Source organism: Sphingomonas sp. GW821-FHT12D09 (assembly GCF_058807215.1).
The window spans coordinates 225,679-237,898 of record NZ_JBXAQL010000005.1; the positions used below are offsets into that span (position 1 = coordinate 225,679).

Sequence of the window (12,220 nt, forward strand, 5' to 3'; positions counted from 1 at the left end):
AAATAACCTCCGTCATCTCCCGCCTTCGCGGGGATGACGATGGAAGGGCGATGCTCTAGGTTTCCCGTGCCAATGCCCACCGCCCCAAACCTCTACACCATCCCCCCGCACCGCGCCTTCGCGGATGCACTCGCGAACGGCTTGCTGAAGCGCTTCGGGGCCGACCCCATGCAGCTCGCCCGCGGCCTGATCCTGCTCCCCAACAATCGCGCCAAGAAAGCCATCCAGGACGCCTTCGTCCGCGCCAGCGGCGGCGGCCTGTTGCTCCCGCGCCTTGTCGCGGTCGGCGATCCCGAGCTCGACGAAGCGGTGTTCGATGCTGCCGGCGATCCCGATCCCGTGCCCCCCGCGGTCGAGCCGCTCCAGCGCCAGCTCATCCTCGCCCGCCTCATCCAGGAAGCCGAGCCCCGCCACGACGCCGCCGAAGCCGTCCGCCTCGCCGGCGACCTCGCCGCCACGCTCGACCAGCTGCTCATCGAGGAAGTGCCACCGCGCAAGCTCAAGGAGCTCGATCTCGGCCCCGAGCTGTCAGCGCATTGGGAACGCTCGCTGCACCTTTTCGAGATCGTCCTCGAACGCTGGCCAGGCGAACTCGCCCGTCTCGGCCGCATCGACCTCGCAGACCGCCGCCGCCTGCTCATCGACAAGGTCGTCAAGCGCTGGAAGACCAGCCCGCCCACGGGCTTCGTCTGCGCCGCCGGCATCACCGCCAGCGCGCCCGCCATCGCCCGGCTCCAGCGCCTCGTCGCCGAGCTCCCCAATGGCATGGTCGTCCTCCCCGATCTCGCCATCGCGATCAGCGACACCGAATGGGACATGCTCGGGCCCCACGCGCCCGATCCCGTCACCGGCCGCCGCAAGCGCAACCTCGAGACCCACCCGCAATTCCACCTCAAGCTCCTCCTGGAGCGGATGGGCGTCCACCGCAGCGAGTTCGATCCCTGGCGCGCCGCGAGCGAGCATGACGCCGCGCCGTCGCGCAGCAAGGCGATCGCCTCGGCGATGCAGCCGCCCGGCCTTACCCATGGCTGGACGACGCTCCCCGAAAAGGAACGCAAGCTCGACGGCGTCCGCGTCCTCGAACTCGCGACGCCTGCCGAGGAAGCCCAGGCCATCGCCCTGGCGCTCCGCCAGGTGCTGGAGACCCCGGAAAAGACCGCCGCGCTCGTCACGCCTGACCGCGCGCTCGCCCGCCGCGTTGCTGCCCATTGCGCGCGGTGGGGGATCGTCGTGGACGATTCCGCCGGCCAGCCGCTTTCGATCCTGCCGCCGGGCACCTTGCTGCTCGCGCTCGCCGATGCCGCCGCCCAGCGCTTCGCCCCGTTGCCGCTGCTGACCCTGCTCAAGCACCCGCTGGTGATGCCCGAGACGCGCCCCGAATGGCTCGAAGGCGCCCGCCTGCTCGACCGTGCGCTGCGCGGCCCCCGCCCGGCGCCCGACCTCGCCGGCATCGACCGTCATCTCGCCGAGCAGGAGGGCAGGGACGGGCCCATCCGCAAGGCCGCCCAACGCTGGTGGCCCGAGGCCAAGGCGCTGCTCGCCCCGCTCGAAGCCGCCTTCGCAACCGGCGCCCAGCCGATCCCGGCCCTGCTCGCGGCCCTGCGCGAAGCCGCCCAGTCGCTGGGCGGCGACAGCCTGTGGAGCCGCGCCGAGGGCCGCGCCGCCGCCACGCTGCTCGACGATCTCGAACGTGAAGCCGCCGACGGCCCGCGGCGCGCCGATCCCGAGACGCTCGCCCCGATGCTGCGCACGCTGATGGACCAGATCGCCGTGCGCCCGCCCCAGGGCGGCCATCCGCGCCTTGCCATCCTCGGCCAGATCGAAGCTCGCTTGCAGACCACCGACCTGATGATCCTCTCGGGGCTCAACGAAGGCGTCTGGCCGGGCCTGCCCGCGCCCGATCCCTGGCTGGCCCCGCGTATCCGCGCCGAACTGGAGCTGCCCGGCCTGGAGCGCCGCATCGGCCTGTCCGCCCACGATCTCGCCGGCGCGCTCGGCGCGCCCGAAGTGCTGCTCACCCGCGCCCGCCGCGACGCCACCGCGCCGACCATCGCCTCGCGCTTCTGGCTCCGGCTCGAAGCGCTGTCGGGCGGCCTCGATCGCGCCCATGACCTTGCCGGCTGGGTCCATGCGATCGACGCGCCCGGCGTCCACGAACCTGCCGAGCGCCCCGAGCCCTCGCCGCCGGTGGAAGCGCGTCCCAAGGCGATCTCGGTCACCGAAGTCGATCGCTTGAAGGCCGACCCTTACGCCTTCTACGCCCGCCGGATGCTCAAGCTCGGTCCGCTCGATCCGGTCGATGCCGATCCCAGCGCGGCGTGGCGCGGCACGGCGGTGCACGACGTTCTTCAGAAATGGTTCGAGCTCGACGCCTGCGATCCGGCGAAGCTGCGCGCCCGCGCCGAGGCGATGCTGGCGGACGAGCGCACCCACCCGATGATGCGCGCGCTCTGGCAGCCGCGCCTGATGGAAGCGATCGACTGGATCGCCCGCCAGATCGCCGAGAATCCCGATCGCAAGGTGCTCGCGGTCGAGCTCGACGGCGAGATCGAGTTCGCCGGCGTCAAGCTGCGCGGCAAGTTCGACCGGATCGATCGCCTTGCCGATAACAGCCTGGCGATCGTTGACTACAAGACCGGCCAGCCGCCGAGCACCCGCGCCGTCCGCGCCGGGTTCAGCCTCCAGCTCGGCCTGCTCGGGCTGATCGCCGAACGCGGCGGCTTCGCGGACATCGAGGGTGTCGCCCGCGCCTTCGAATACTGGTCGCTCGCCCGCTCCCCGCGCACCGGCGGCTTCGGCTATGTCGACAGCCCGGTCGACCCGAAGAAGAAGGAGCCGATCCCGGCCGAGGAGTTCGTCGACATCGCCGCGCACCACTTCGCCGAAGCGGTGCGCGCCTGGCTGACCGGCGACGAGCCCTTCACCGCCAAGCTCGTCCCCGAATATGCCCCCTATGCCGAATATGACCAGCTGATGCGCCGCGACGAATGGTATGGCCGTGATTGAGGTTGGTGTGACCGCTCCCACCCAATCCCGTCATCCCCGCCCAGGCGGGGATCCAGGGTTACTCTGCCCGGTCGGTCCTGCTTGGCCTTGGATCCCCGCCTGCGCGGGGATGACGGAAAAGAGCGCGGGGATGATTGTGGTGGAAGCGCGGATGACGGACACGGGAAATGACTGAAGTCCGCCCCCTCCACAAACTCAAGGGCAACCAGAAGGCCGCCAGCGATCCCGGCCGCCATATCTGGCTCTCCGCCTCGGCCGGCACCGGCAAGACCCAGGTGCTCGCCGCGCGCGTCTGGCGGCTGCTGCTCGGCGGCACCGATCCCGGCGCGATCCTGTGCCTCACCTTCACCAAGGCCGGCGCCGCCGAGATGTCCGAGCGGATCACCAGCCGGCTCGCCCGCTGGGTGCGCGCATCCGACACCGAGCTTGCCGCCGATCTGGAAGCGCTGGGCGAGAACATCTCGCCTTCGGGCCGCGAAAAGGCGCGCCAGCTCTTCGCCAAGGTGCTCGATGCGCCGGGCGGCGGCATTCGCATCCAGACGATCCACAGCTTCTGCCAGTCGCTACTCGCTGCCTTCCCGATGGAAGCGGGCTTGGTCCCCGGCTTCCGCCCGCTCGACCAGCGCGAGGAAGCCGTGCTGGCGCGCGAGGCGCTGGCCGAGATGCTCGTCGATGCCGAGCGTGAACATCGGGGATGGGTGGTGGACGCTGTCGGCGCCCTCTCGCTCCGCCTGGGCGAAGGCAAGGCCGAGGATTTCCTCAAGGCCTGCGCGCGGGAAGGGGAGGCGCTGGCCGAATTGCCCCTGCTGATCCAGCCTTATCTCCGCGAGGCGCTGAGTCTCCCCCTCGGCGACGTCGATGCCGAGATCGCCCGCCGCTGCAGCGATGAACAGTTCGATCTCGGAAGTTTGCGCGCGCTCACGGTCATGAACGCCGATTGGGGCACCACGCGCGGCCTGGAGCGCGCCGACATCGCCGCCGCCTGGCTCGGCAAGGGCCCCGAGGCGCGCGCCGCCAGCCTTGCCGACCTCCACGGCATCTGGGCCACCGCCAAGGGCGAGCCGCGCTCCTTCGGCAAGGGCCAGACGCCGCAGGACCCGGCCTATGCCGATTATGCGATGCGGCTCTACGCGACCTGCGCCGAGCTGCTCGGCATGAAGACGCAGGCGGCGTATGCCGACCTGCTGGCGTTGGGGCTCGAAGCAGGCCGAATCTATGCCGAGACCTACAAGCAGGCCAAGCGCCGCCTCGGCGCGGTCGATTTCAACGACCTGATCCACGCCACCGTCGCGCTGCTCGGCACGCCGGGCATGGGCGAATGGGTGCGCTTCAAGCTCGACCAGGCGACCGAGCATGTCCTGATCGACGAGGCGCAGGACACCAATCCCCAGCAATGGGCGATCGTCAGCGCGATTGCGGACGAGTTCTTCGTTGGTGAGGGCGTGCGCGCCGAAACGATCCGCACGCTGTTCACCGTCGGCGACTACAAGCAGGCGATCTTCGGCTTCCAGGGCACCGATCCGATCTTCTTCCGTGCCGCCTTCGAGCGGTTCCTGGCGAAATCACGCATAGTGGCCGATCCGGACTTCGATGTTTACCCGCGCGAAGTCGAGGAGCTCTCGCTTACCCACAGCTTCCGCTCGACCCGCCCCGTGCTCGAATTCGTCGATGCCGCGATCGGCGCGCTGCCGCTGCCCGGCATGGGCGACCTTTCCGATGCCGAGGAACATGCCAGCGAAGTCCCGGGCCCGGGCACCGTGACTTTGTGGCCTCCGGTCACCGAAGGTGGCACCGAGGCCGACGAGGAGGAGTGGGTCAGCGACGCCACGCGCAAGCTCGCCGGCGACATCGCCCGGGCGATCAAGGGGTGGGTGGGCACGCTCGACCTGGAGAGCAAGGGCCGCAAGCTCGCGCCCGAGGATGTGATGATCCTGGTCAAGCGCCGCGGCGAGCTGGCCTCGCTGATCGTCGCGCGCCTCTATGCCGAGGGCGTGCCGGTGGCGGGTGTCGACCGCCTGCGGTTGAATGCCCCGCTCGCGGTGCAGGATTTGCTCGCGGCGATCCGCTTCGCGCTCCAGCCCGAGGATGACCTGTCGCTCGCGTCGCTGCTGGTCTCGCCGCTGATCGGCTGGAGCCAGGACGAGCTGATGGCGGGCGCGGTGCGAGAGCGGGGCGGGCTGTGGCGCCACCTTCGGAATACGCAACCGGACGAACGCCTGGCGCCGCTCTACGCGCTGCTCGCCCGTGCCGACATCGCCACGCCCTATCGCTTCCTCGAGGAGATCCTCTCCGGCCCCCTGAACGGCCGCTACAAGCTGCTGCGCCGCCTCGGCGAAGAGGCGCGCGACCCGATCGAGGAGCTGCTGAACGCAGCGCTCAACTTCGAGAAGGTGGCCACGCCTTCGCTGCAGCGCTTCCTCGACTGGTTCGATCGCGGCGATGTCGAGATCGTCCGCGACGCCGCCCAGCCGCAGGGCGCGGTACGGGTGATGACCGCGCACGGCGCCAAGGGCCTGCAGGCGCCGCTGGTCATCCTCGCCGACGCCACGGTCGACCCGACAAGGTCCCCGCGCGACTTTCTGAGTTGGGAACCGTCCAGTGAGCTCGGAAAGCTGCCGATCTTCCGGCCCCGCGCCTCTGAGCGGGGCGTACTCGGAGAGGTCCTCGAAAAAGCCGATGCGCGCGAACTTAGCGAGCATTGGCGTCTGTTCTACGTGGCCGCCACCAGGGCCGAGGAACGCCTGGTGATCGCCGGCGCGCTGGGCCCCATGGCCAAGGGCGTTCCCCCGCAGAAGAGCTGGTACGCCGCCTCCGCCGCCGCCCTCGATGCGCTTGGGGTAGGGGAGGGCGAGACGCGAGAATTCAAGGGCTTGCACCCCCAGAACCCGGTCCCCGCCAGGCCCCGTCCCGCCCAGGGGCCCGCCGAGCTGGCGGCACTCCCCGACTGGGCCCGCCGCCCGGCCCCCGAGGAAGCCCGCCCGCCACGTCCCCTCGCGCCCTCGTCGCTGGGCGACGACAGCGTGGCCGATCCCCCGCCCACGCCGGCCCTCCGCGCGGCAGCCGAGCGCGGTCGGCTCCTGCATGCTTTGTTCGAGCGATTGCCGTCGGTTAGCCCCGGTGAGCGCGCCGCTGCGGCCGAGCGCTGGCTGGCCGGAGCAGGGGGCGTCTCCGACGCGAGCCTGCGCGCCGAACTCGCTTCGGCCGCGCTGGCGGTGACCGAAGATCCACGCTTTTCCGGGCTTTTCGGCCCCGATTCCCTGGGTGAGGCCCCCATCGCCGCGGTGCTGGGCGATGGCCTGGTGGTCTCCGGCACGGTCGATCGCCTGGTGGTCACCGACAGCCATGTCCGCGTGATCGACTTCAAGACCGGCCGCCGTGCGCCCGCCAGCCTTGCCGACCTGCCCAACTATCACCTGCGCCAGATGGCCGCCTATGCCGCCGCTCTCACGGTGATCTTCCCGGGGCGCATTGTAGAGGCGGGGCTGCTCTATGCCGCAGGGCCGGTTCTCCACCTGCTGCCCGCCGAATTGCTGGCGGCAAACAAGCCGGGCTTCGCTGCCACGGAGCAAAGCTTGGCTTCGCGCGCTTGACCCAGCGAGGTCGCACCATAGATTAGCCCTCACATCGTATCAGGAGTTTACCCCATGGCCACCAAGGCTACCACCGACGCCAATTTCAGCAGCGACGTTCTCGAAGCCGGCAAGCCGGTCCTCGTCGATTTCTGGGCGGAGTGGTGCGGGCCGTGCAAGATGATCGCCCCGGCGCTCGAAGAGCTTGCCGAGGAGCTTGCCGACCAAGTTCAGATCATCAAGATCGACATCGACGAGAATCCCGACGCGCCGACCAAGTACGGCGTGCGCGGCATCCCGACCATGATCCTGTTCAAGGACGGCCAGCCCGCGGCGACGCAGGTCGGCGCAATGCCCAAGAACGGCATCAAGAAGTGGCTCGAGGGTGTGCTCTGAACCCATAGGGCGGGAGGCGCCACGCCTCGCGCTGCTTCGGCTCAGCTCCGGTAATCGGCGTTGATCGAGATATAGCCGTGCGTCAGGTCGCAGGTCCACACGGTGGCGCGGCCCTCGTCCAGGCCCAGCTCGATGCCGATCTCGATCTCGCGGCCCTTGAGATGCGCCGCCACCGGGGCTTCGTCATAGCCTTCCACCGCGAGGCCATCGCGCGCCACCTGCGTGGCGCCGAAGCGGATCGCGAGCTTGTCGCGCTCGGCCGGTTCGCCGGCCTTGCCCACGGCCATGACGACGCGGCCCCAATTGGCGTCCTCTCCGGCGATGGCGGTCTTCACCAGCGGCGAATTGGCGATCGACATCGCGATGCGGTGGGCGCTGTCGTCGCTCTCGGCGCCCTCGACGGTGATCTCGATCAGCTTCTGCGCACCTTCGCCATCGCGCACGACGAGCTGTGCGAGCTGGTGGCACATGTCCTGGAGCGCGGCGCGAAAGGCGTCGGCGCCCTCATCCTCGTCGCTCGCCAGCACTGCGTTGCCCGCGCTGCCGGTGGCGAAGGCTAGCACCGTGTCGCTGGTCGAGGTGTCGCCATCGACGGTGATGCACGAGAAGGTCTTGCGGTTCGCGTCGCCCAGCGCAGTCTGCAGCCAGGCGGGATCGACCGCGGCATCGGTGAAGATGAAGCCGAGCATCGTCGCCATGTCGGGCGCGATCATGCCCGATCCCTTGATGATGCCGGCCAGCTGGACGGTCCTGCCGCCCACCACCGCGCGCGTCACCGCGCCCTTGGCGAAGGTGTCGGTGGTCATGATCGTCGCGGCGGCGTCTTCCCAGCTACAGGGTTCGGCGGTGAAGGCGGCGTCGAGCCCGGCCTCGGCCTTGTCGATCGGCAGCGGCACGCCGATCACGCCGGTGGAGGCGACGAACACGTCCGAAGGCTGGCAGCCCAGATGCGCGGCGGCCCGCGCGGCGATCGCCTCCACGGCGGCGCGGCCGCGATTGCCGGTGAAGGCGTTGCTGTTGCCTGCGTTGATGACCAGCGCGCGCGCCGCGCCCAGCGGCAGCGCCTTGCGGCACCATTCCACCTCGGGGGAGGGGCATTTGCTGCTGGTCAGCACGCCCGCCACCGCGGTGCCCGGCGCCAGCTCGATAAAGGTCAGGTCGCAACGGTCCCAGTTCTTGTAGCGCGCCCGTGCGACGCGCGTGGTGACGCCGGGAATCACCGGCAGGGCAGGGAAAGGCAGCGCGAGCGGGGAGCGTTCGATGGACATGGGCAGACCTGTTGCTAAGCTGGCGCTCGCTTCGGGCAAGCAGGGGGAAAGATCAAATGCTTTTGATGGCGCTTGCGCTACAGGCCGTGCCGGCTACGCAGGACACGTCCGTTCCACCGAATATCAGCAAGCCCACACCGCGCGGCATGCCACAAAGCTGGCTCACCGATGACGATTATCCGGCAGGTTCGTTCCGTCGTCGGGAGTTCGGCGCGGTCAAGTTCCGCGCGGATGTCGATTCCAAGGGTAACGTGGCGGATTGCCATATTACCGGCAGTTCCGGCTATTCGGAACTTGATGAGCTTGTATGCAAGCTCCTGCGCAAGCGTGCGGTGTTCAGGCCAGCGCGTGATGCAGCCGCGGCACAGGACATCCCCTCCTTCTACGACGGCACCTTCACTTGGGTCCTGCCGGGCGGGCCGAAAATCAACCCGATCAGCGCAGTTACCAGCAAACCCGTGGATGTGGTCGTGGGCTTGCGGGTGGTGCCAAAAAGCTATGCCAATCCCGCCCTGTTGCGGCTGGTCTTCGACGCGGGCAAGACGAAGGCCTGCAATGTCGAGCTGACCAGTGGCAATCCGAAGCTCGATGTGCTCGCCTGCGAGCAGGCCAAGGCCCAGGTGTCGCCGCTCATCGTTGGCAAGAAGGGCTGGCCGGAACCTGACAGCCGCATGGCATCGGTGACGTTCGAGGCGGATAAATAGCACGAACAGCCCGGCGCCTCGCCCTTTGGCAGGCAGATATTCGCTTTCGATTGGACGAAGCCGATCTGAGTTACTATGTCCACTCCGCACGTCCCGCAGCCTCGGGACGCCAAGGGCATTTGCGAGCTTCGTTTTTGGAACTGCTGCTTCTCCTGACTGCCTTCCTCGCGAGCCTGACCGGTGTCGGTCAGGCCGATCGCGGTGGGATGCGCCAGGTGCAGGGCGTTGCAGTCGTCCAGGCAGCGCAGGTGGCTCAGGCGGCGGTGCTTCCCGCCCGCCGCGCGGCACCTGCGGTGGCGGTGCCTCTGCTTCGGCCGGAAAAGGCCATCCCGCTCGCCGCCATGCAACATGCGCTCGTCGCGCTGCATCTGCCCTTCGAGCGCATGCTCGATTGAGCTTTTTTGCGGCCCGCTGAACCCTAGCGGCCGCTTTTTCCGTTTCTGCATCCAAACGGGCGCCGACCGTAGCGGCGCGCCCGTCCGACCACCCTAGATTTAGACTGGAAAACCCATGCTCGGCGGCTTTGCCAAGAACCTCTTCGGCTCCTCGAACGACCGTTACGTCAAATCGCTCGATAGCATCGTCAAGAAGATCAACGGATTCGAGCCTGCTATCTCGGCGATGAGCGATGAGGAGCTTTCCGGCCAGACCGCGAAGTTCCGCGAGCGGCTTGCGAACGGCGAGAAGCTCGACAACCTGCTTCCCGAGGCATTCGCCACGGTGCGCGAGGCTGCCAAGCGCGTGCTCGGCCAGCGCCATTACGACGTGCAGATGGTCGGCGGAATCGTCCTCCACCGCGGCGAGATCGCCGAGATGCGCACCGGCGAGGGCAAGACGCTGGTCGCGACGCTGGCGACCTATTTGAACGCGCTGCCCGGCGACGGTGTCCACGTCGTCACGGTGAACGACTATCTCGCCGCGCGCGACGCGGACTGGATGGGCCGGGTCTACAAGTTCCTGGGACTCACCGTCGGCGTGATCATCCCGAACCTCTCCGACCATCAGCGCCGCGAGGCCTATGGCGCGGACATCACCTACGGCACGAACAACGAGTTCGGCTTCGACTATCTGCGCGACAACATGAAGTATGACCGCGCTTCGATGACCCAGCGGCCCTTCGCCTATGCGATCGTCGACGAGGTCGACTCGATCCTGATCGACGAAGCCCGCACCCCGCTGATCATCTCGGGCCCGACCGACGACAAGTCCGAGCTCTATATGGGCGTCGACGCGGTGGTGAAGCAGCTCGTCCGCGAAGATTACGACATGGACGAGAAGCAGCGCACCATCGTGTTGACCGAGGACGGCACCGAGAAGGTCGAGCGCATGCTGGAGGCCGCCGGGCTGCTCGAGGGTGCCAATCTCTACGACTTCGAGAACACCCAGGTCGTCCACCATCTGAACCAGTCGCTGCGCGCGAACGTGATGTTCAAGCGCGACATCGATTATATCGTGAAGGACGACAAAGTCGTCATCATCGACGAGTTCACCGGCCGCATGATGGACGGCCGGCGCTGGTCGGACGGCCTGCACCAGGCGGTTGAGGCCAAGGAAGGCGTCAATATCGAGCCGGAGAACCAGACGCTCGCCTCGATCACCTTCCAGAATTATTTCCGCATGTACCCCAAGCTCTCGGGCATGACCGGTACTGCGGCGACCGAGGCGCCCGAGTTTTTCGACATCTACAAGATGAACGTCGTCACCATCCCGACCAACTTGCCGGTGCAGCGCGTCGACGAGGAGGACGAGTTCTACAAGACGCTCGACGAGAAGTTCGCGGCGATCGCCAAGAAGATCAAAGTCCATGCCGCCAAGGGCCAGCCTGTGCTGGTCGGCACCGTCTCGATCGAGAAGAGCGAAATGCTCTCCGAGTTCCTGAACAAGGAAGGCGTGGAGCACAGTGTGCTCAACGCGCGCCAGCATGAGCATGAAGCGCATATCGTGGCGCAGGCGGGCCGCCTGGGCGCGGTGACCATCGCCACCAACATGGCTGGCCGCGGCACCGACATCCAGCTGGGCGGCAACCTCGAATTCCGCACCCATGACGAGCTCTCCGAGATGGAGGAAGGCCCGGCCAAGGACGCGGCGATCGAGCAGATCAAGGCCGAGATCGCGGCCGAGAAGGAGCGGGTGAAGGAAGCCGGCGGCCTGTTCGTGCTCGGCACCGAGCGCCATGAGAGCCGTCGCATCGACAACCAGCTGCGCGGCCGTTCGGGTCGCCAGGGCGATCCGGGCCTCAGCCGCTTCTACCTCAGCTTGGACGATGACCTGCTGCGCATTTTCGGCTCGAACACGCTGTTCGCCAAGATGATGCGCAACAACATCGAGGACGGCGAAGCGATCGGCTCCAAGTGGCTGTCCAAGGCGATCGAGACCGCGCAGCGCAAGGTCGAGGCACGCAACTACGACATCCGCAAGCAGGTCGTCGAGTATGACGACGTGATGAACGACCAGCGCAAGGTGATCTACGAGCAGCGCGCGGACATCATGGACGCCGAGACGGTGGGCGATGTCGTGGTCGACATGCGTGCCGAAACGGTCAACGCGATCGTCGGTGAATATTGCCCGCACGGCTCCTATCCCGAGCAGTGGAAGCTGGACGAGCTAAAGGAGAAGCTGGTCGGCACGCTCAACCTCGACGTGCCGGTCGAGCAGTGGATCAAGGACGAGGCGCAGATCGAACCGGAGATCGTCGAGGAGCGTATCCGCGAACTGGCGGACAAGGAGATCGAGGCCAAGGCCGCCGATCTTGAGCCCGAGACCTGGAGCCAGATCGAGAAGTCGATCCTGCTGCAGAATCTCGATCATCACTGGAAGGAGCATCTCGCGATGCTCGACGCGCTGCGCCAGGTGGTCCACCTGCGCGCCTACGCCCAGAAGACGCCGATCAACGAGTATAAGCATGAGGCGTTCGCGATGTTCGAGCGCATGCTCGGCCAGATCCGCGAGGACGTGACCCGCACGCTCGCCTTCGCCCAGTTCCGCATGGAGCCGACCCCGGCGCTGCCCGACCTGCCCGACTTCCTGACCACGCATATCGATCCGCTGACCGGCGACGACAATACGTACGACTATGACGGCGGCGCGGCCGGGCTGGTGACCACCCGCCTGCCGCAGCTGGGCATCCCCCAGCCTTCGGGCGAGGATCTCGGTACCGATCCGGCGCAGTGGGACGGGCTGGTCAGCCGCAACGCCCCGTGCCCGTGCGGATCGGGCAACAAGTACAAGCACTGCCACGGCCAGGTCGCGTGACACTGGCCTGGTGACGGACCGATCG

General features: G+C 67.8%; 7 protein-coding genes. 6 read left to right on the forward strand and 1 reads right to left on the reverse strand.

Annotated elements, in window-relative coordinates:
* The first annotated feature begins 72 nt into the window (after window positions 1-72).
* The 3 genes from addB to trxA all read left to right on the forward strand — a co-directional run bounded on the left by addB (window position 73) and on the right by trxA (window position 6,971).
* Window positions 73-3,006 (forward strand): double-strand break repair protein AddB, encoded by a 2,934-nt coding sequence (gene addB, locus AC1RPL_RS20885; RefSeq protein ID WP_493072182.1) that lies wholly within the window; start codon window positions 73-75, stop codon window positions 3,004-3,006.
* A gap of 167 nt (window positions 3,007-3,173) precedes the next feature.
* Complete coding sequence (gene addA, locus AC1RPL_RS20890; protein WP_493072184.1) at window positions 3,174-6,596, forward strand: double-strand break repair helicase AddA; 3,423 nt, start codon at window positions 3,174-3,176, stop codon at window positions 6,594-6,596.
* A gap of 54 nt (window positions 6,597-6,650) precedes the next feature.
* The gene (trxA, locus tag AC1RPL_RS20895; RefSeq protein ID WP_493072186.1) at window positions 6,651-6,971 is read left to right on the forward strand and encodes a thioredoxin; all 321 of its coding nucleotides are present in this window, start codon (window positions 6,651-6,653) and stop codon (window positions 6,969-6,971) included.
* A 41-nt stretch (window positions 6,972-7,012) separates the two neighbouring features.
* On the opposite strand, the gene argJ is transcribed toward trxA, so the two are convergent.
* Window positions 7,013-8,239 carry a bifunctional glutamate N-acetyltransferase/amino-acid acetyltransferase ArgJ gene (gene argJ / locus AC1RPL_RS20900; RefSeq protein WP_493072188.1) on the reverse strand — a complete coding sequence of 409 codons (1,227 nt, stop codon included), beginning with the start codon at window positions 8,237-8,239 and terminating at the stop codon, window positions 7,013-7,015.
* Between the two features lie 56 nt (window positions 8,240-8,295).
* Here argJ and AC1RPL_RS20905 point away from each other — a divergent pair, with 56 nt between their 5' ends.
* From AC1RPL_RS20905 to secA, 3 genes are all read left to right on the forward strand, one after another.
* Complete coding sequence (locus AC1RPL_RS20905; RefSeq protein WP_493072189.1) at window positions 8,296-8,943, forward strand: TonB family protein; 648 nt, start codon at window positions 8,296-8,298, stop codon at window positions 8,941-8,943.
* 134 nt (window positions 8,944-9,077) lie between these two features.
* On the forward strand, window positions 9,078-9,338 hold the full coding sequence (locus AC1RPL_RS20910) for a hypothetical protein (protein WP_493072191.1): 261 nt from the start codon (window positions 9,078-9,080) through the stop codon (window positions 9,336-9,338).
* Between the two features lie 115 nt (window positions 9,339-9,453).
* A complete protein-coding gene (gene secA / locus AC1RPL_RS20915) occupies window positions 9,454-12,195 on the forward strand; it encodes a preprotein translocase subunit SecA (protein ID WP_493072193.1) in 2,742 nt (913 codons plus the stop codon).
* The last annotated feature ends 25 nt before the right edge of the window (window positions 12,196-12,220 follow it).

Excerpts from the sequence above, each read along its gene's own strand:
- AC1RPL_RS20905 (WP_493072189.1), top strand. The coding sequence starts at position 8,296 with ATGCTTTTGATGGCGCTTGCGCTACAGGCCGTGCCGGCTACGCAGGAC.
- addB (WP_493072182.1), top strand. The coding sequence starts at position 73 with ATGCCCACCGCCCCAAACCTCTACACCATCCCCCCGCACCGCGCCTTC.
- secA (WP_493072193.1), top strand. The coding sequence starts at position 9,454 with ATGCTCGGCGGCTTTGCCAAGAACCTCTTCGGCTCCTCGAACGACCGT.
- addA (WP_493072184.1), top strand. The coding sequence starts at position 3,174 with ATGACTGAAGTCCGCCCCCTCCACAAACTCAAGGGCAACCAGAAGGCC.
- argJ (WP_493072188.1), bottom strand. The coding sequence starts at position 8,239 with ATGTCCATCGAACGCTCCCCGCTCGCGCTGCCTTTCCCTGCCCTGCCG.
- trxA (WP_493072186.1), top strand. The coding sequence starts at position 6,651 with ATGGCCACCAAGGCTACCACCGACGCCAATTTCAGCAGCGACGTTCTC.